This is a genomic window from Mycobacterium sp. IEC1808 (assembly GCF_002101935.1).
In the GTDB taxonomy this organism is placed as follows: Bacteria; Actinomycetota; Actinomycetes; order Mycobacteriales; family Mycobacteriaceae; genus Mycobacterium.
Map to the genome: position 1 here is coordinate 58,440 of NZ_LQPV01000004.1, position 18,095 is coordinate 76,534.

19 protein-coding genes are annotated in these 18,095 nt (G+C 67.4%); 12 read left to right on the forward strand and 7 right to left on the reverse strand.

From position 1 onward, the window contains the following. Positions 1 to 7 precede the first annotated feature (7 nt). From AWB92_RS01015 to fadD1, 6 genes are read left to right on the forward strand one after another with little or no spacing between them, the layout of a single operon-like run. Entirely contained in the window at positions 8 to 451 is a 444-nt protein-coding gene (locus AWB92_RS01015) for a MaoC family dehydratase (RefSeq protein ID WP_085183673.1), read from the forward strand. Then, entirely contained in the window at positions 448 to 1,650 is a 1,203-nt protein-coding gene (locus tag AWB92_RS01020; RefSeq protein ID WP_085183674.1) for a thiolase family protein, read from the forward strand. The genes AWB92_RS01015 and AWB92_RS01020 overlap by 4 nt, the downstream gene beginning before the upstream one ends. A 1-nt stretch (position 1,651) precedes the next feature. Then, positions 1,652 to 2,059, forward strand: a complete 408-nt coding sequence (locus AWB92_RS01025) for an OB-fold domain-containing protein (protein WP_085183675.1) — start codon at positions 1,652 to 1,654, stop codon at positions 2,057 to 2,059. Continuing rightward, the gene (locus AWB92_RS01030; RefSeq protein ID WP_241523333.1) at positions 2,056 to 3,042 is read left to right on the forward strand and encodes an alpha/beta hydrolase; all 987 of its coding nucleotides are present in this window, start codon (positions 2,056 to 2,058) and stop codon (positions 3,040 to 3,042) included. The genes AWB92_RS01025 and AWB92_RS01030 overlap by 4 nt, the downstream gene beginning before the upstream one ends. Further along, positions 3,039 to 4,637 (forward strand): NAD(P)/FAD-dependent oxidoreductase, encoded by a 1,599-nt coding sequence (locus AWB92_RS01035; protein ID WP_085183676.1) that lies wholly within the window; start codon positions 3,039 to 3,041, stop codon positions 4,635 to 4,637. The genes AWB92_RS01030 and AWB92_RS01035 overlap by 4 nt, the downstream gene beginning before the upstream one ends. Further along, entirely contained in the window at positions 4,634 to 6,211 is a 1,578-nt protein-coding gene (gene fadD1, locus AWB92_RS01040) for a fatty-acid--CoA ligase FadD1 (RefSeq protein ID WP_085183677.1), read from the forward strand. The genes AWB92_RS01035 and fadD1 overlap by 4 nt, the downstream gene beginning before the upstream one ends. A gap of 1 nt (position 6,212) precedes the next feature. Here fadD1 and AWB92_RS01045 read toward each other — a convergent pair whose 3' ends face one another. From AWB92_RS01045 to AWB92_RS01055, 3 genes are read right to left on the reverse strand one after another with little or no spacing between them, the layout of a single operon-like run. Further along, a complete protein-coding gene (locus tag AWB92_RS01045) occupies positions 6,213 to 7,412 on the reverse strand; it encodes a DUF6545 domain-containing protein (protein WP_085183678.1) in 1,200 nt (399 codons plus the stop codon). Beyond that, positions 7,409 to 7,888, reverse strand: a complete 480-nt coding sequence (locus AWB92_RS01050) for a hypothetical protein (protein WP_241523334.1) — start codon at positions 7,886 to 7,888, stop codon at positions 7,409 to 7,411. Before AWB92_RS01050 ends, AWB92_RS01045 begins: the two co-directional genes overlap by 4 nt. A 24-nt stretch (positions 7,889 to 7,912) precedes the next feature. Further along, positions 7,913 to 8,377, reverse strand: coding sequence for a helix-turn-helix domain-containing protein (locus tag AWB92_RS01055; RefSeq protein WP_085183680.1), 465 nt, complete (start codon positions 8,375 to 8,377; stop codon positions 7,913 to 7,915). 104 nt (positions 8,378 to 8,481) lie between these two features. Between AWB92_RS01055 and AWB92_RS01060 the strand changes: the two genes are divergently transcribed. Then, positions 8,482 to 10,743: an MMPL family transporter gene (locus AWB92_RS01060; protein WP_085183681.1), complete on the forward strand. Its 2,262-nt coding sequence runs from the start codon at positions 8,482 to 8,484 to the stop codon at positions 10,741 to 10,743. A gap of 132 nt (positions 10,744 to 10,875) precedes the next feature. On the opposite strand, the gene AWB92_RS01065 is transcribed toward AWB92_RS01060, so the two are convergent. Continuing rightward, positions 10,876 to 11,727: a DMT family transporter gene (locus AWB92_RS01065; RefSeq protein WP_068183916.1), complete on the reverse strand. Its 852-nt coding sequence runs from the start codon at positions 11,725 to 11,727 to the stop codon at positions 10,876 to 10,878. Positions 11,728 to 11,759: 32 nt separating this feature from the next. On the opposite strand from AWB92_RS01065, the gene AWB92_RS01070 reads away from it, so the two are divergent. Continuing rightward, a complete protein-coding gene (locus AWB92_RS01070) occupies positions 11,760 to 12,500 on the forward strand; it encodes an SDR family oxidoreductase (RefSeq protein WP_085183682.1) in 741 nt (246 codons plus the stop codon). A gap of 14 nt (positions 12,501 to 12,514) precedes the next feature. On the opposite strand, the gene AWB92_RS01075 is transcribed toward AWB92_RS01070, so the two are convergent. Together AWB92_RS01075 and AWB92_RS01080 are read right to left on the reverse strand one after the other, a co-directional pair. After that, positions 12,515 to 12,862 (reverse strand): SHOCT domain-containing protein, encoded by a 348-nt coding sequence (locus AWB92_RS01075; protein ID WP_085183683.1) that lies wholly within the window; start codon positions 12,860 to 12,862, stop codon positions 12,515 to 12,517. Positions 12,863 to 12,888: 26 nt separating this feature from the next. After that, positions 12,889 to 13,386, reverse strand: coding sequence for a hypothetical protein (locus tag AWB92_RS01080; protein WP_085183684.1), 498 nt, complete (start codon positions 13,384 to 13,386; stop codon positions 12,889 to 12,891). Positions 13,387 to 13,449: 63 nt separating this feature from the next. On the opposite strand from AWB92_RS01080, the gene AWB92_RS01085 reads away from it, so the two are divergent. From AWB92_RS01085 to AWB92_RS01100, 4 genes are all read left to right on the forward strand, one after another. Next, a complete protein-coding gene (locus AWB92_RS01085; protein ID WP_085183685.1) occupies positions 13,450 to 13,755 on the forward strand; it encodes a hypothetical protein in 306 nt (101 codons plus the stop codon). Positions 13,756 to 13,804: 49 nt separating this feature from the next. Next, entirely contained in the window at positions 13,805 to 15,418 is a 1,614-nt protein-coding gene (locus AWB92_RS01090; protein ID WP_085183686.1) for a class I adenylate-forming enzyme family protein, read from the forward strand. Then, positions 15,405 to 16,178 (forward strand): class II aldolase/adducin family protein, encoded by a 774-nt coding sequence (locus tag AWB92_RS01095; RefSeq protein WP_085183687.1) that lies wholly within the window; start codon positions 15,405 to 15,407, stop codon positions 16,176 to 16,178. The genes AWB92_RS01090 and AWB92_RS01095 overlap by 14 nt, the downstream gene beginning before the upstream one ends. Before the next feature lie 125 nt (positions 16,179 to 16,303). Beyond that, positions 16,304 to 17,572: an amidohydrolase family protein gene (locus AWB92_RS01100; protein ID WP_085183688.1), complete on the forward strand. Its 1,269-nt coding sequence runs from the start codon at positions 16,304 to 16,306 to the stop codon at positions 17,570 to 17,572. Here AWB92_RS01100 and AWB92_RS01105 read toward each other — a convergent pair. Further along, positions 17,569 to 17,853, reverse strand: coding sequence for a hypothetical protein (locus tag AWB92_RS01105; RefSeq protein ID WP_085183689.1), 285 nt, complete (start codon positions 17,851 to 17,853; stop codon positions 17,569 to 17,571). The genes AWB92_RS01100 and AWB92_RS01105 overlap by 4 nt on opposite strands. Positions 17,854 to 18,095: the final 242 nt, after the last annotated feature.

Genomic DNA, 18,095 nt, shown 5'->3' on the forward strand with positions numbered 1-18,095 from the left:
GAGCGCCATGACCGACCAGGTGTTCTACGAGGACGTCGCCGTCGGCGACCGGATGCCCACGCTGACGGTCACCGTCGACGAAACGCAGCTGTTCTTCTTCAGCGCCGCCACCTACAACGGCCACCGCATCCACTACGACAAGGAGTGGGCCCGCACCGTCGAGGGCTACGACGACGTGCTCGTGCACGGGCCACTGCAGGCGGCACTGCTGGCCCGCGCGATCGGCGACTGGATCGGCGGACGCGGCCGCCTGGTGTCCTTCTCGGTACAGAACCGGGCCGTCGCCTATCCCGGGCAGCCGCTCAGCTTCGGCGGCGAGGTGACGGGCAAGCGCCTCGCCGAGAGCGGCGCGGGCCTGCTGGATCTCGAGATCTCCGGCCGCCGCGACGACTCCGTGCTGATGCCCGGAACGGCGACCGTCGAGCTGCCCCGACGCGGAACGCCGTCGTGACCGGGCTGCGCGGGGAAGCGGCGATCATCGGGATCGCCGAGCTGCCCGCCGAACGGCGCCCGACCGGGCCGCCACGGTTCACCCTCGACCAGTACGCGTTGCTGGCGAAGCTGGTCATCGAGGACGCCGGCGTCGACCCCGGCTGCGTCAACGGCCTGCTTACCCACGGGGTGGCCGAATCGGCGATGTTCGCCCCGGCCACGCTGTGCGAATACCTCGGCATGGCACTGGATTTCGGTGAGCGGGTGGATCTCGGGGGAGCCACCTCGGCGGGAATGGTGTGGCGCGCCGCGGCGGCCGTGGAGCTCGGCATCTGCGACGCGGCACTGGCGGTCGTCCCGGGGTCGGCCGCCCTGCCGCAGTCGCAACGGCGGCCGCCGCCGGCGCCGAATTGGTATGGGGCGTCGTCGAACACCTATGGCTCCCCGCAGGCCGAGTTCGAGATCCCGTACGGCAACGTCGGCCAGAACGCCCCTTACGCGCAGATCGCCCAGCGCTACGCGGCCGAGTTCGGCTACGACGCCGCCGCCGTGGCCAAGATCGCGGTCGACCAGCGCGCCAACGCCTGCGCGCATCCGGGCGCGGTGTTCCACGGAACCCCGATCACGGTGGACGACGTTCTCGCCAGCCCGATGATCGCCGATCCCATCCACATGCTCGAGACGGTGATGCGGGTGCACGGGGGAGCCGGGGTCCTGGTCGCCAGTGCCGACATCGCGCGCCGAAGCCGCAACCGCCCCGTCTGGATCACGGGCTTCGGTGAGCACATCGCGTTCAAAACCCCGACCTACGCCGACGACCTGCTGCGCACGCCGATCGCGCGCGCCGCCGAGAAGGCGTTCGCGATGGCGGGGCTGGACCGGTCCGATGTCGACGTCGCCTCGATCTACGACTGCTACACCATCACGGTGCTGATGAGCCTGGAGGACGCCGGCTTCTGCGCCAAAGGCCAAGGCATGTCCTGGGTTAGCGACCACGATCTGACCTACCGCGGCGACTTCCCCCTCAACACCGCGGGCGGTCAACTGTCCTTCGGTCAGGCCGGGATGGCCGGGGGGATGCACCATGTCGTGGACGGGGCGCGTCAGGTCATGGGCCGGGCCGGCGGCGCGCAGGTGCCCGGCTGCGATGTCGGGTTCATCACCGGCAACGGCGGGATCATGAGCGAGCAGGTCGCCTTGCTGATCCGGGGGGACTAGCGTGACCGTCGAATACCCCGTGCCCGAGCCCACGCCGGTCTCCCAACCGTTCTGGGACGGCCTGCTCCAGCACCGAATCCTGGTGCAGTACTCGCCGTCGCTGCAACGCCACGTCTTCTACCCGCGCAGCCTGGCCCCCGGTTCCCTTGCCGACGACCTGGAATGGCGCGAAATCGACGGCGCTGGAACGCTGTACACGTTCACCGTCGCGCGCCGGCCCACCGGCCCGCCCTGGGCCGACGCGGTGCCGCAACTGCCCGCGGTGGTGGCTTGGGACGCCGGGCCACGGATCAGCACCGAATTGGTGGACGTCGAGCCGGCCGGCATCCGAATCGGAATGCGGGTCACGCCTGTGTTTTACGATCTGCCCGAGAGCGGAATCACCTTGCTGAAGTATCGGCCGGCGTGACCGGCCCAGCGGCGGAGGTCACCATGGACGACCCGATCGACGGCGTCGTGCAGGCGATGCTGCGCGAACTGAACGGCGGATTCCCGCGCGTCGAGACCATGACCGGACCCGAAGCCCGCGCCGCGGTCGCCCAACGACGGATGCCGGTCGAGAACGTCGGCGACGTTCGGGACACCATCGACCACGCGATCCCGGGCCCGGCGGGCGCCCTCCCGGTACGGATCTACCACCCGCACGGCGAACCGTTCGGCCGCCGCCCCGGGATCGTCTTCTACCACGGCGGCGGATTCGTGTTCTGCGACATCGAATCCCACGACGGCTTCTGTCGCGCCCTGGCGCGCGGCGCCCAGGCCGTCGTCGTGTCCGTCGACTACCGCCTGGCCCCCGAACACCCCGCACCCGCGGCCGCGCTCGACGCCTTCGCCGCGTACTGCTGGGTGGTAGAACACGCGGCCGGGCTCGGCATCGACCCCATGCGGACGGCGGTCGCCGGCGACAGCGCCGGCGGGAATCTCGCGGCCGTCACCGCGATCCTGTGTCGCGAACGAAGCGTCTCCCCGCCGGCCGCCCAGCTGCTGCTCTACCCGGCCATCGACCCGTCGTTCGACACGGACAGCTACCACCGCTATGGCACCGGATACTTCAACACCCGCGCCGCGATGCAGTGGTACTGGCGGCAATACCTCGGCGCCGACAGGCTCGTCGACCCGCCCTACCTGGTGGCGCCCGCCCGCGCGGATTCTCATGCCGACCTGCCTCCCGCGGTGATCGCGACCGCCGGGCTGGATCCGCTGCACAGCGAGGGATGCCACTACGCGCACCGGCTGCGCAGCGCCGGGGTACCCGTCGTGCACCGCGATTTCCCGGGACTGTTCCACGGGTTCATGACGATTCAATCCTTTCCGCCGGCGGCCGCGGCGCGCGAAATGGTATGCGGCGACCTGCGCGGGCTCCTCGCGCCGACGCGTTGCGAGGCGACATGACCGATACGGACGTCATCGTCATCGGCGCGGGATTCGCCGGACTGTATGCCGTGCACCGGGCGGCCTCGGCGGGGCTGTCGGTGATCGGCATCGAGGCGGCCCCCGACGTCGGCGGCACCTGGTACTGGAACCGCTACCCGGGCGCGCGGTGCGACGTCGAAAGCGTGGACTACTCATACTCGTTCGACGAGGAACTGCAGCGGAGCTGGACCTGGACAGAACGCTTCGCCGCGCAGCCGGAGATCCTGGCCTATCTCCGCCACGTCGCCGACCGGTTCGACCTGCGCCGCCACTACCGGTTCGGCGTCGACGTGGTCGGCGCCGCCTTCGACCAGGACGACGGGCGCTGGCACGTGCGCACCTCCGGCGGCCAGGAGCACGCCGCACGTTATCTGTTGTGCGCCACGGGCTGCCTGTCGGCGGTGAACCGCCCCGGCATCCCCGGCGTCGACGACTTCGCCGGCGAGGTGTACTTCACGGCCGAGTGGCCCGGTGAGGATCCGGACCTGCGCGGCAAATGGGTGGGGCTGATCGGCACGGGTTCGTCTGGCATTCAAGCGGTTCCGGTCATCGCCGCCGAGGCGGAGCGGCTGGTGGTGTTCCAGCGCTCGGCGAACTACAGCATCCCGATGCCCAACCGCCCATGGTCTCCCGAGGAACAGCAACAGATCCGGGAGGACTACCCGGAGCGCCGCCGGCTCTCGGCCTACGCCTCGGCGGGCACGCCGCACGGCACCTACCACAAGAAGGCGGTCGACACCGAACCGCACGAGCGCCTCGATGCCCTGTGGCGGCGCTGGCGCGAGGGCGGCGTGCTGTTCGCCAAGACCTTCCCCGATCAGAACAGCGACCCGGCGGCGAACGACATCGCAAGGGAATTCGCCGAGGAACGCATCCGGGAAATCGTGCACGATCCCGTCGTCGCCGCCGATCTCATACCGGTCGACCACCCGATCGGGACCAAGCGGATCTGTACCGACGCAGGCTATTACGCGACGTTCAACCGCGACAACGTCCGGCTGGTGAACCTGCGACGCGAGCCCATCGACTCCATCACCCCCGAGGGCGTGCGAACCAGCGAAGCCACCTACCCGTGCGACGTGCTGGTCTTCGCGACCGGCTTCGACGCGCTGACCGGCGCGCTGACCCGGATCGACCCGTGCGGGCCCGGCGGAGTGCGGCTGCGCGACGTCTGGGCCGACGGACCGCTGACGTTCCTCGGCCTGATGGTGCCGGGCCTGCCCAACCTGTTCACCATCAGCGGGCCCGGCAGCCCGTCGGTGCTGGCCAACATGGTGCTGCACGCCGAGGTGCAGATCGACTGGGTGATCGAACTGATGCTCACGGCGCGCCGACTCGGCCTCAGCGAGGTGGAACCGCGCCGCGACGCCGCCGAGGCCTGGACGCGCCACGTGGCACAGGCCGCCGACCAGACGCTGTTCCCCAAGGCTGCGTCGTCGTGGTACCTAGGCGCCAACATCGAAGGCAAGAAGCGCGTATTCATGCCCTACGCAGGCGGATTCGGTAACTACCGGCGGCACTGCGACGCGGTCGCCGCCCACAACTACGGCGGGCTGGTGCTGACCACCCGATGACCGAGACTGTGCAGCAGCTGCTACGCGAGCGCCGCAACGACGACACTGTCGCCGTAGCCCACGCCGACCGGACGTGGACGTGGCGGCAACATCTGGCCGAGGCCGAGGCGGAGGCGGCCGCGCTGATCGGCCTCGCCGGCCCGGCCCGTCCGCTGCACGTCGGCGCGCTGCTCACCAACTCCCCGGCGATGCTGCGTGCCATGGCCGCCGCCGCGCTAGGCGGCTACGTGTTGTGCGGGATCAACACCACCCGACGTGGGCCAGGGCTGCTCGCCGACATCCGCCGATCCGACTGCCAGATCCTGCTCGTCGACGGCGAGCACCTGCCCCTGCTGGAAGGTCTGGCGCTCAACGGAATTCAGGTCATCGACGTGGGCTCGACGCGCTACGCCGACGCGGTCGCCGCGGCCCCGGCCCTCGTTCCGCATCGCGAGGTCACCGCCGCGGACACCCTGATGATGATCTTCACCTCCGGTACCAGCGGCGACCCCAAGGCCGTCCGGTTCGCGCACGGCATGGCGATCATGTGCGGGACCAGCCTGATCTGGCAGTACGACGTCACCGCCGAGGACGTCTGCTACCTGGCCATGCCGCTGTTTCACTCCAACGGGATCGCCGCCGGATGGGCGGTCGCCATCGGCAGCGGCGCCACGATGGTGCCGGCCAAGTTCTCGCCGTCACGCTTCATCGACGACGTGCGCCGCTACCAGGTGACCTACCTGAACTATGTCGGCAAGCCGCTGGCGCTGATCCTTGCCACGCCCGAACGTCCCGACGACGCCGACACCTCGCTGCGGATCGCGTTCGGCAACGAGGCGACCGATCGCGACATCGACGAGTTCGCACGGCGTTTCGGATGCCGCGTCATCGACAGCTTCGGCTCCAGCGAGTTCGCGGTGATCGTGGTGCGCGAGGACGGCGCCCCACCCGGCTCGATCGGCAAGCCCTACCCGGGAGTCAGCATCTACAACCCGCGAACCCTGACCGAGTGCGCGGTCGCGGAGTTCGACGAGCACGGCGCGCTGACCAACTTCGACGATGCCGTCGGCGAACTCGTCAACACCCAGGGCGCCGGACCGTTCACCGGCTACTACAACGATCCCGCCGCGACGGCCGAGCGCATGCGGCACGGCATGTACTGGTCAGGCGATCTGGCCTACCGCGACGCCGACGGCTGGATCTACCTGGCCGGGCGCACCGCGGACTGGATGCGGGTGGACGGCGAAAACCTGGCGGCCGCGCCGATCGAGCGGATCCTGGAACGGCTACCGCAGGTCGGTCAGGTCGCGGTTTATGCGGTGCCCGACGAGCGGGTCGGCGACCAGGTGATGGCCGCACTCGTGCTCCGCGACGAAACCCCTTTGGAGCCAGCAGAGTTCGAGAAATTCCTCGCCTCGCAGCCCGACCTGTCGCCCAAGGCGTGGCCGCGCTACGTGCGGATCAACGACGACCTGCCCGCGACCGCCACCAACAAGATCCTCAAACGGGAGCTGATCGCCGCCGGCATCACCGCGCAGGGCGGGGTGCTGTGGACCCGCGCGGCGCGCGGCACCACCTACAGGGTGACGCCGTGACTCACCCGGCCTCGGCGGGCGCAATCTGGCTGAACTGTTCAGTGGCCGCTAACGCGGGCTTCCACCATTTCGCCAGGGCCAACAATTCGGTGACCTCCTCGTCGAGGGTTGTCGCCCGGGAGCGCAGGACCGTTGCCACGTCGGGAGATCCGGGCGCGGCGCCTGCGGTTTTGGCTCTGGCGGCGTGAGCCAGTTGTAAGGTTTGCGACGCCACGTCGTGTTCGGCGGTTGGCACGGCGTTTGCCTGGAGGAACCGGGCCAGCTCGTGCGGCGCTATGTCGCGGAAATAGGGACGCAGGTGCAGGATGGCGTCGCGGATTTCGATAATGGTTTGGTGTAGCTGCAGCGTGGTCTTTTGAAACCGATAATCGTCGTGGTCGAGGTTGAAACTGCTTTCCGGGACCACCGTTGTCAAGCTTGCCCTTAAGGCGGCCAAGTTTTTCCAGGACCGGCTGGTGGGGTCCAGTCCGAGGTAACGCAGCACTCGCGCTACGAGCGGGACAGCTCCGAAGCCATACACGATGACTGCTATGCAAAAGGCCTCAAAGCCGTGCAACCACAGCCGGAACCTCAGGGTGTCGGTCCAGCCGAGCTGATCGGTCGCGGCCGAGACCAGTGCTTCCAGGCAGGCTGCTGCGGTGAGCACACCGACCAGTAGCCCGCCGACGGCGAGGAAGAGGTCACGTTTCTGCGTGCTCTTTCGCACCTCGGCTGCGAACATCCAAATGGCCCGAACCGCCAGCAGGAGAATCATGGCCGTATAGAAGCTGCAGGCCAAGACTCCGTCCCAGCCGCCGGCGACTTCAAGGGTTTGACCGGCAACGCGGGCACGGGTCGCCGCGGCCAGGTATGCCACGCATAATATGACCGCTGCCAGGCGGTAATAGCGGTGACCGCGGCGCGTTTCGACCGGTGAGAGCCGAGTCCACAACATCGTGAAGCCAATGAATTCGGTGGCGGCGAAAATCATTGCCGCGGAAGATAATTGCTGGGCGGTGGTGACGGTCAACAGGGCCCGTTTGGACAGCATGACTTCAACATCGTGCTCACGCAGGAGCTCGATCAGCAGGATCCAGGCCATCAGATTGCTGTAGTACCTCTCGTAGAGGTTGGTCCTGCACCAGCGGAAGCGCGCGGCGAGAAGCACCGCCATGGCGATGATCACGGGCCAGGCGATGAAGCCTGGGACGGTGGAGGTCATCGCCGATGGAAGAAGGCGCTACGCATCATCATCGACGAGCGTTCGTTGGCTTCGGCGGCGGCGATCATCAGCAGGGAAGCGAACATTTCGGCATCGCGCTCTTGCTCGTTGCCACCATTGCTGCGTCCGAGCACCGCGTGCACGGTTTGAGGATCGATATCGGGCAAGACCTGGCGGCACAGGTCGTGTTCGCGCGCCTTGTCCGGGCCGAAAGCGGGACTTCGGTGGTGACCTAGGAGCATGTGCCCGATCTCGTGGCCCACGATCTGGTCGATGTGGTAGTCGGTGGTCCCGATCTCGTGCAGGATCAGGTCGTCGTTGTCGCGAGCCAGCCATAGTCCGCATGGACTGTCGGCCAGAGCCGCGGTGTCGGTTGGAATCAATCTGATTGGGCGGCCGCGCAATTCGGCCAGATTGCGGATGAAGACGTCCCTGTCCCAGGGGACCGGGATCGGCTGGCGGCGTGCCAGCGCCAAGATGTCACCATTCGAAAGTGTCATTTAGACCTCCCCCTCACCGCCGACTGGGTGCGCGATCGGCGGAAGCCGCTCAAGTTCGCGAACGCGGTCAAGAATCAGGGCCACACTGTTGAGTGCCTGCGGAGTAAGGCCGCTCGCACGCATGGCCAAGTCCCGTACGCCGTTATCACGCAACGCTTGCAGAAGATTGAGTTGGGCATCGATCTGTGCGTCCGGATCGCGATCAATGAGATAGCTGGCCGGTACCCCGAAAAACTCGGCGATGGCGCGCAAATGCTGGACCGTTGGGTTGTCCTTGACTCCGCTTCTCAGCTGCCAGAGGTATGCCGGGCTGATCGAGACACCGGTTTGGGAGGTGATCGCGGCCGCGGCGGCGGCATTCGACAGCGGCGGCGTGTCTGGCCGACGCATGATCTCGAAGAGCTTGTTGAGGCGGGCCGCCAGGTCGCCCTTCTCCACGCCTTGCGCATCCCCGTGGCCGCCCATGTGTACTCCCGTTTATCATGACCGCTATCGGCATGTACTCACGTTACTCAACTGGGGATGGTACGTCGGGCGATACCGGGTGACAAACTTTGGAAGGACACTACATGCTGCACCGGATCGCGCTGTTGGCTATCGCCGCGCCACGGCGGGTCATCGCCGTTGCGTTGCTGATCCTTATCGGGGCATCGATCTTTGGCGCCCCGGTCGCTCCGAGCCTGTCGGTAGGCGGCTTCCGGGATCCGAGCTCGGAGTCGGCCCACGCCAGCGGGCTGTTAACCGACAAGTTCGGTCAAAGCGATCAACAGCTGGTGTTTGTGGTGACTGCGCCCGGAGGTGCCGCCAGCGGTCAAGCTCGTCGGGTCGGCACCAATATCGGCGAACAGCTGTCGCGGTCCCCGTACGTGCTGAACGTGTCCTCGGCGTGGACCGCTGCACCGGAGATCGCGGCCGGGCTGATTAGCAAGGACGGCAAGTCCGGCTTGATCGTGGCCAACCTCAAAGGCGGGGAAAACAACGCGCCGAAATACGCCAAGGCGCTGTCCGATCAAATCGGGGGCGACCGCGACGGAGTCACCGTGCGCGCTGGGGGAATGGCGATGGTCTACGCGCAGGTTAACGATCAGACGCAGCGCGACCTGGTGTTGATGGAATTCATCGCAATCCCGTTGAGCTTCCTTGCACTGGTGTGGGTGTTCGGTGGCCTTCTCGCGGCGGCGCTGCCCGTTGCCGTGGGGTTGATCGCCATCGTCGGTTCCATGTCGATACTGCGGCTGCTGACTTTCACCACGGACGTCTCGATTTTGGCGCTCAACCTCAGCACCGCGCTGGGCCTGGCGCTGGCCATCGACTACACGCTGTTGATCATCAGCCGCTACCGCGACGAGCTGGCCGAAGGAGCCACTCCCAACGACGCACTGATCCGGACGATGGCCACGGCCGGCCGAACCGTGCTCTTCTCCGCGACCACGGTGGCGCTGTCGATGGCCGTGATGCTGTTGTTCCCCATGTACTTCTTGAGATCGTTCGCCTATGCCGGAGTTGCAACCGTCGCATTCGCGGGTCTCGCGGCGATCATGGTGACCCCGGCAGCCATTGTCGCACTGGGGCCCCGGCTGGACTCCCTGGATGTTCGCCGGCTGGCACGTCGGCTGCTGCATCGACCTGATCCGCTGCCGAGACGACCGGAACAGCTGTTCTGGTACCGGTCAACCAAGCTAGTGATGCGCCGAGCGATGCCCGTCGGTCTGGCCGCGCTCGCCGTGCTGCTGCTGCTGGGATTCCCATTCCTGCACGTGAAGTGGGGGTATTCCGACGACCGCCTGTTGCCGCGATCTGCGTCCGCCCATCAGGTGGGCGACCAGCTCCGCAACGGTTTCGCCAACGATTCCGCGCCGCCGATACAGGTTGTCATCCCCAACGCGCGCGACCTGGTTCCTTCCGACCTTGACGGCTACGCTGCCGATCTGTCTCGGGTGCCCGACGTGTCCGCGGTAGCCGCTCCGGCCGGCACCTTCATCAATGGGCACGATGTTGGACCACCGGCGGCCGCGACTGGGATTGTCGGCGGCAGTGCATTTTTGACCGTCGCCAGTTCCGCGCCGTTGAATTCGTCAGCCTCCGACACCCAACTCGACCGGTTACACAAGATGCCGGGCCCCGGTGGCCGGTCAGTCCAGCTCGCCGGCCTCGCGCAAGCCGACCGCGACAGCGTCGAAGCCATCACCTCGCGCCTGCCGCTGGCGGTCGGATTTATCGCTGTCGTCACCTTCGCCCTGCTGTTCTTGCTTACCGGTAGCGTGGTGCTGCCACTCAAGGCGTTGATCCTCAACGTCTTATCGCTGACGGCGACGTTCGGTGCCCTGGTATGGATATTCCAAGAGGGCCACCTTGACGCCCTGGGAACCACGTCGACCGGAACGTTGATCGCCAACACCGCGGTACTGATGTTCTGCATCGCGTTCGGCCTATCCATGGACTATGAAGTGTTCCTGGTGTCACGGATTCGCGAGTACTGGCTGGCATCGGCCCGTAGCAGCGACGCCAACGACGTGTGCGTGGCGTTGGGCGTGGCCCGTACCGGGCGCGTGATCACTGCCGCCGCGCTGGTAATGTCAATCTCGTTTGCCGCGCTGGCCGCCTCGCAGGTGTCGTTCATGAGGATGTTCGGGCTCGGACTGACCCTGGCCATACTCATGGACGCGACCGTGATACGCACCGTACTGCTGCCGGTCTTCATGCACGTGCTGGGCCGGGCCAACTGGTGGAGCCCCAAACCGCTAGCCTGGCTGCACAACCGGATCGGCATCAGCGAATCCGCCAGCCACGCCAGGCACGTGGCGCCCGGTCACTTGGCCGAGGATGAATAGCAGGAGCCGGTCTGTAACGGGCCGTGTGACGCAATCGGGTTACCCGCGTCGTAGGCGCCCTGGACTGAGTCGTCACTCAGGGTCGCTATATCGGCTGCAGCAGAATAGGTTCCGCGGGCAGAGCGAAATGACTCAACCGGCCTCGGCGGGCGTCGGCGCCTCGCCGAAGCGCGCCAACACCAGCGTTCCGCACACGGCCACAACGAATCCCGCGATCACCAGCCAGCCGAGGCCGTCGCGGGCGGAGTCACCCAGCCAGACGACGCCCACGATCGCGGGTGCGATCGTCTCGCCGACGACCATGGCCGCCACCGTGGTCGTCACCGAACCGCGGTGCAGGGCGGAGGTCAGCAGGAGAAATCCCGCTACCCCGCCGCCGGCGCCCGCGTACAGCGCCGGCTGGGTGTAGAACGCGGGCTTGGTCGGGTCGACGACGTCCATCAGGCGCACCGCGATTTCGACCACGCCGAATCCGCTTCCCGCGCAAAGGCCCAGGGCGAGCCCCCGGGCGCGATCATGCAGCCGTCCCGCGGCGGCACCGATGAGAAATATCGCGGCGACCACACCGATCAGCGCCCAGCCGAGTCCGGCCGGGGCGCGCCGAAAGTGCCCGGGACCCGCCGCGCACGCGAGCACGACGAGGCTCACGCAGACCACCGCGACGGCCGTCCATTCCGTTGCGGACAGCCGCGCCGACAGCACCCACGCCGAGACGATGCCGGTGACCGCGATCGAAGCCGCCAGCGCCGCGGCCACGACGTAGATCGGCACCAACCGCAGCGCCATCACCTGAAGCAGAAACCCGAGGACGTCAAGGCCGATGCCGGCGATATAGCGCCACTGCCGGACGGCCCGCATCAGCAGCACCGCGTCGACGCCCGACTTGCTGGCCGGTTCGACCGATCGGGTGGCGACCGCCTGCAATACCGTGGCGGTGCCGTAGCACACCGAGCAACCCAGCGCGAGCAGGAACCCGATGAGCACAGAATGACAATACGAGACGAAGGGATTCTTCGATGATCGGCGTCGAGGGCAAGGTGGTGGCTATCGCCGGCGCAAGCAGCGGGATAGGGGAGGCAACCGCGCGTCTGCTCGCCGAGCGCGGCGCCAGCGTTGTCCTCGGTGCGCGTCGCGTCGATCGCCTCGAAGGGATCGCGCGCGAAATTCGCGAGGGCGGGGGAGCCGTCGTCATTCGCCCGACCGATGTGACGCGCCGCGAGGACCTCGACCAGCTGGTCGCAACGGCGTCGGGTGAATTCGGTTCCCTCGACGTACTGGTGAGCAACGCCGGGATCAGCAAGATCGGGCCGGTAGCGGACCTGGACGTCGATGGATGGTCGGCAATGATCGACGTCAATCTGCGCGGGGTGCTGCACGGCATCGCCGCGGCGCTACCGGTTTTCCGCCGACAGGGCCGCGGCCACTTCGTGACGACCGTATCCACCGCCGGGCTGAAGATCGTCCCCACCATGGCGGTGTACGCGGCCACGAAGAATGCCGTTCGTACCGTCATGGAAGGCCTGCGCCAAGAGTCGACCGATGGCGTCATCCGAACCACTTCGATATCACCGGGATTCGTCGACACCGAGCTCGACGGTTCGATCGACGACGCGGCCCTGCGTGACCAGATCCGGAGCACCATGAGCGACTTCGGTTTGTCGCCCGCGGCGGTGGCGCGCGCCGTGGCATTCGCGATCGAGCAGCCCCACGAGGTCGAGATTGGTGAGATCGCTATCCGCCCCACCGTCCAGGGTTAGCGGCGCACGGCAACTCACATCTGCGAGAGGATGCGGGCGAGCTTGGCGGTGTACTCCGACTCGGAGATCGCGCCGGCGGCGCGCAGCGCCTCCAGTTCCCTGAAGCGCTCGGGAACCGGCACCGGCGGGTCCGGATACGAAGGCGCCGTCGGATGCGCGGGCTGCCGCGTGTCCCGGACGCCCCATCCCGAGCCGAGGTTGACGAGCCGGAGCGCGAAGAGCACACCGCCCGCGGTGATCGGCAGCCCGAGGTAGAGCATCCACCCGAGCGGCACGCCCGCGCGGCTCAAAGCGAAGTAGCGCAAGACCAGCAGCAGGGCGATCAGCGCGCCGGACAACAGGACAGCGGCCTTGGTTTTCATGCGGCAAGTGGAAACCGGGTGGGTGGCTACCGATCCCAACTGCGGCAGAGGTAATCAAGCACCAGGGCGGTGACGACGCCGTAGCCGAAGTGCGGAACCAAATCGCTGATCCAGCCGACGACGCCCCAGGTTCGCGGGTCGGTCACGCCGAGCACGGTCATCGGCCCGTTGGTGCCGATCAAGGCGATCGCCGTCGCGACCAGCGTGGCGACCACGAGGCGCGGGCGCCAGCCCAGCGCGTAGGCCAGCCCGAGGATCAGGCCCATCCCGATCCCCGCGGCATACCCGGTCAGCGCACCCAGGCCGAGCAGCCGGTTGGCCAGGACGTCACCGGATCCCGGCACCGTCAGGCCGAACAGCTTCGCCATCGCCTCGACGGTCCGTTCGGGCGTGGAGCTCGTCGGCCGGCCGCGCACCGCGATGTCGAGATAGGTGATCACGTTGAGCGCCGTGGTACCTGCGGCCCCCGCGGCGGCGCCGCTCAGCAGACCCGGCCACAAGTGGGAAGCCCGTGGGTATTTCATGCTGCCGCTGCCCTCCGCTTGTCGCGATGCGCATCTTCTGAAAAGAAACTACAGTTGACTGCCATGACGAACCGCGTGCGCCGTACGGCAGCCGCGATCTGCGCTGGCGCCGGTGTCGTGCTTGCGGTCGGGCTGGGCGTCACCGGCGCTGGTGAGTCGCCGGGCGGCGCGACGGCCCAGTCCTCGATTGTCGTGCCCGCGCCCGGCGATGGGGGCGGCGCGATACCGGTGCAGCCCGTCGGCGGCGGTGCCTGCGTCATCGGCCTGAACTGTGGCTGCATTCCGCACCGCACCTGTCCCACGCCGCACCCGCATCCCGGTACGGCGGGCGCCAACCAACACGACACTCCGCCCCCGCAAAATCCGTAGCGACCGGGCTTCCTGACCAGGAGCCGGGCGGCTTTCCTATCATTTGCGAATGAGCGCAGGTGGGCTGGATACCGTCGGCTCGCCGGCATTCACCGACGAGGACCCGGCCCTGTTTCGCGCCGCCGGCTGGTGGTCCGATTTGACGCTGTCGGACGCGGTGCGTCAAAACGCCCGGTCGGCGCCGGGGCGTCCCGCCTACGTCGACCATCCCGGGAAGTCGCTGTCATGGCGCGAATTCGACCGTGCCGCAACGCAATTAGCCGAGCTACTGGCCGGTGTCGGTGTGGCGCGCGGTGATCGGGTCGCGGTGTGGCACGGCGACTCCGCCGCCATCCACGTGCTGTTCGTCGCGATCGAACGGTGCGGTGCCGTCGTGGTCGGCATCGGCGCGCGCGCCGGGACCCGCGAGGTCGCCGCGATCCTGCGCAACGCGGGGCCGAAGATTCTGGTCAGCGACGCCCAGCGCGCCGACGCCGCGGTGGGCGTGGCCGGCGAATCCGCGCTGGTCCTGGACGGCGATCCGGGCGCGCTGCGGCTGAACGTCGACGCGGAGCCCAGGACGGTGGCCACGGAGGCACAGCTGGGTCCCGACGACGTCTTCCTGATCAACTCCACCTCCGGGACCACCGGCCTGCCCAAATGCGTCGTGCACACGCAAAACCGTTGGCACTACTTTCACCAGAAGGCCGTCGCCAACGGGTTGCTGACACCGGACGACGTCTTCCTGCCGGTGATACCGACGCCGTTCGGGTTTGGACTTTGGACCAGCCACACGACGCCGATCTACCTCGGCGCCACGGCGGTGATCCTGCCGAGGTTCATCGCGTCCGCGGCGTGTGAGGCGATCGCCCGCCACCGGGTCAGCGTGCTGTGTTGTGTCAGCACACAACTGACAATGCTGATGGCGGACCCGGCATCTCGCGAACACGACCTGAGTTCGCTGCGCGTCGTTTTCGCGGGCGGCGAGGCGCTGCCCTACCGACCCGCCGCGGAGTTCGAGGACCTCACCGGCGCGAAGATCCTGCAGTTCTACGGCTCGAACGAGACCGGGATGCTGAGCGCGACCACGGTCGACGACCCCCGGGAACGTCGGCTGCGCACCGGCGGCCGGATCGTCCCGGAGATGGCGGTTCGGCTCTTCGACGGCGACCGGGACGTCACCGCGACGGGACGCGGACAGCCCGCGTGCCGGGGCCCGGCGACGAGCCTCGGGTACCTGGGCGGGACCGACCACGACAAGCTGTTCACCGCCGACGGGTGGATGCGCATGGGCGACATCTGCGAGATCGACGCGGACGGCTATCTGAGCGTCACCGGCCGGACGTCCGACTTCATCGTGCGCGGCGGGAAGAACATCAGCGCCAGCCAGGTCGAGGACGCCGCCACCACCCACCCCGCGATCGCCGTAGCGGCGGCCGTCGCGATGCCCGATCCGGTGTTCGGTGAAAAGGTTTGCCTTTACGCCGAACTCGTCGAATCGCGGGCCGTCGATCTGCCGCAGCTCGTCGAGCACCTGCTGGCGCTGGGCGTCTCGAAGGAGCTGCTGCCCGAACGGCTCATCGTGGTCGACGAGCTGCCCCGATCGTCCGGCGGCAAGATTGCCAAAGGCCAGCTCCGCGAGGATATTCGAATCAGGATGGAGGCGGATCATGAACGCTCCTAACGCGCGTCGAGGTGGCGTCGAGGTGTGGGCGCCGTCGGTGGTGCCCCCGATCGGCGTCGAGCTGTCCAACGAGCAGGCGCTGGCCGTGGCTTTCCGGCACCTCGCCGGCATCGGCTTCGCGGAAAACATGGCCGGACACATCACCTGGCAGCTCGACGGCCAGACGGACATGTTCGTCAATCCGTGGGGGCTGTGGTGGCAGGAGCTCACCGCCTCGGACATCTGCGTGGTGGACAGCGAGGCGCGGGTGGTCCGCGGTCGATGGGATGTCACCCCGGCCATCCACATCCACACCGAACTGCACCGGGTGCGCGACGACGCCCGGGTCGTCATCCACAACCACCCCTACTACTCCTGCGTGCTCGCCGCGTTGGGCAAGCTTCCCGAACTCGTCCACCAAACCGGTTCGCTCTACCTCGACGACCTGCGCCTAGTCGACACGTACGACGGGGAAGTCGACAGCCCCGCGCGCGCCGCGGATCTCGCCGCGCGCATCGGCGGCGCCAACCTCACGATCCTGGCCAACCACGGCGTCATCGCGACGGGTCGCAACCTGCCGGAAGCCGTGTACCGGGCAGCATCGATTGAACGGGTCTGCAAGCTGGCCTACGACGTCATGCTCACCGGCCGGGAACCGGTGAAGATGAACTGGTCGGACATGGCCGGCATACAGCGGTCCCTGATCGAACGCGCCGCCGACGTGTACTGGGCGGGGGCGGCCCGGATGACCATCAAGGCCGATCCCGATGTCCTCACGTGATGCGCGTGAAACGTGGGCGTTGCGTGTGTCCCCTGGGCGCGTTTCAGCCCAGATTCCCGCCCTGGGCGCACAGTCAAAGCCGTCTGCGCACACTCAAGCGCCCTGCCCCACGAGGAGACTGACGAGTGAAATCCATCGATGAGCTGGCCGGCGACCTGAACTTCACCACCGCGAAGACGGGCGGCGACCGCTCGGTTACCTTCCTGCCCGATCCGCCCCGCGCGCCACGGCGTTACACGGTGATCTCGGTGGACGACCACATCGTCGAACCGCCCGACACCTTCACCGGGCGCCTGCCTCGCAAGTTCGCCGACCGCGCCCCAAAAGTCGTGGAGACCGGCACCGGGGGACAGACCTGGGTGTACGACGGCCGGGAACTGCCCAACGTCGGATTCAACGCCGTCGTCGGGCGGCCGGTGGCCGAGTACGGCTTCGAGCCGGTCCGGTTCGACGAGATGCGCAGGGGCGCATGGGATATCCACGCGCGCGTCAAAGACATGGACCTCAACGGCATCTACGCCTCGCTCAACTTTCCCTCGTTCCTCCCGGGGTTCGCAGGCCAGCGGCTGCAGCAGGTCACCACGGACCGCGACCTGGCGCTGGCGTCGGTGCGGGCATGGAACGACTGGCACCTCGAGGTCTGGGCGGGCTCGTATCCCGAACGCATCATTCCCTGCCAGCTGCCGTGGCTGCTGGACCCCGAACTCGGCGCGAAGATGATCTATGAGAACGCCGAACGCGGCTTTCACGCCGTCACTTTCAGCGAGAACCCGGCGATGCTCGGGTTGCCCAGCATCCACTCCGGCCATTGGGACCCGATGATGGCCGCGTGCGCCGAGACGGACACCGTCGTGAACCTGCACATCGGCTCCTCCGGCTCCTCACCGTCCACCACCGACGACGCGCCGCCGGACGTCCAGGGCGTGCTGTTCTTCGCCTACGCCATTTCCGCGGCGGTCGACTGGCTGTACTCCGGCCTGCCCAGCCGGTTCCCCAACCTGAAGATCTGCCTGTCCGAGGGCGGAATCGGCTGGGTCGCGGGCTTGCTGGACCGCCTTGACCACATGCTCAGCTACCACGCGATGTATGGCACCTGGCAGGCCCTTGGCGAAAGCCTCACTCCCGCAGAGGTTTTCACCCGCAACTTCTGGTTCTGTGCGGTGGAGGACAAATCGTCGTTCGTGCAGCGCGATCGGATCGGCGCTGACAACATCATGCTGGAGGCCGACTACCCGCACTGCGACTCCACCTGGCCGCACACTCAGGAGACGATCCACGAACAGATCGGCGATTTGCCCCCGGACGTGATCCGAAAGTTCAGTTGGGAGAACGCGTCTCGGCTGTACCGGCATCCTGTGCCGGTCGAGGTCCAGCGCAATCCCGATGCTTTCTAGGCCTTTTCGTGCTGAGGCTCGTGGGGACACGGGCAACCACTGTCGCCGCGCGCCGAAAGGTGGTGCGACGCGCCCACCGGCGCCGACACGGACGCCAGCGACACGTCCCTCGGGCACGACGGCTCCGCGATCCAGTTCATGAACTGCCAGATGGCGGCCACCAACGTGATGAGCAGCAGCGCCGTCGCGACCGCGTGGAACACCAGGTAGTAGCAGTATCCGGACGGGGAGTGCGGTGAACCATCGCCAGCGGCAACCGTTTTGAACGTCGCAATTCCCATCAAGACAGCCTCCCTCTTCGACCCAACGGCATCGACCCCGACAACAACTGCTCGTTAGTCCTTCGGAGCGAGGGCTCGACCGGATGGCGAACACGTCGCATTGACCGAACACAATGCGCAAAAGCTCTGGTCGCGGCAGTCTCGGGCGTGCGTTTTGAACTGTCGGGCTCTGGGTAGCCGACCGGGGACGTCGGTCCTCGCGTTCAAAGCCCGACGGTCAGACAAGCAGTGGGATTGGCAGG

Coding starts and splice junctions, on each gene's coding strand:
- AWB92_RS01035 (WP_085183676.1), top strand. CDS start 3,039: ATGACCGATACGGACGTCATCGTCATCGGCGCGGGATTCGCCGGACTG.
- AWB92_RS01060 (WP_085183681.1), top strand. CDS start 8,482: ATGCTGCACCGGATCGCGCTGTTGGCTATCGCCGCGCCACGGCGGGTC.
- fadD1 (WP_085183677.1), top strand. CDS start 4,634: ATGACCGAGACTGTGCAGCAGCTGCTACGCGAGCGCCGCAACGACGAC.
- AWB92_RS01075 (WP_085183683.1), bottom strand. CDS start 12,862: ATGAAAACCAAGGCCGCTGTCCTGTTGTCCGGCGCGCTGATCGCCCTG.
- AWB92_RS01070 (WP_085183682.1), top strand. CDS start 11,760: ATGATCGGCGTCGAGGGCAAGGTGGTGGCTATCGCCGGCGCAAGCAGC.
- AWB92_RS01080 (WP_085183684.1), bottom strand. CDS start 13,386: ATGAAATACCCACGGGCTTCCCACTTGTGGCCGGGTCTGCTGAGCGGC.
- AWB92_RS01015 (WP_085183673.1), top strand. CDS start 8: ATGACCGACCAGGTGTTCTACGAGGACGTCGCCGTCGGCGACCGGATG.
- AWB92_RS01055 (WP_085183680.1), bottom strand. CDS start 8,377: ATGGGCGGCCACGGGGATGCGCAAGGCGTGGAGAAGGGCGACCTGGCG.
- AWB92_RS01045 (WP_085183678.1), bottom strand. CDS start 7,412: ATGACCTCCACCGTCCCAGGCTTCATCGCCTGGCCCGTGATCATCGCC.
- AWB92_RS01095 (WP_085183687.1), top strand. CDS start 15,405: ATGAACGCTCCTAACGCGCGTCGAGGTGGCGTCGAGGTGTGGGCGCCG.
- AWB92_RS01105 (WP_085183689.1), bottom strand. CDS start 17,853: ATGGGAATTGCGACGTTCAAAACGGTTGCCGCTGGCGATGGTTCACCG.
- AWB92_RS01090 (WP_085183686.1), top strand. CDS start 13,805: ATGAGCGCAGGTGGGCTGGATACCGTCGGCTCGCCGGCATTCACCGAC.
- AWB92_RS01085 (WP_085183685.1), top strand. CDS start 13,450: ATGACGAACCGCGTGCGCCGTACGGCAGCCGCGATCTGCGCTGGCGCC.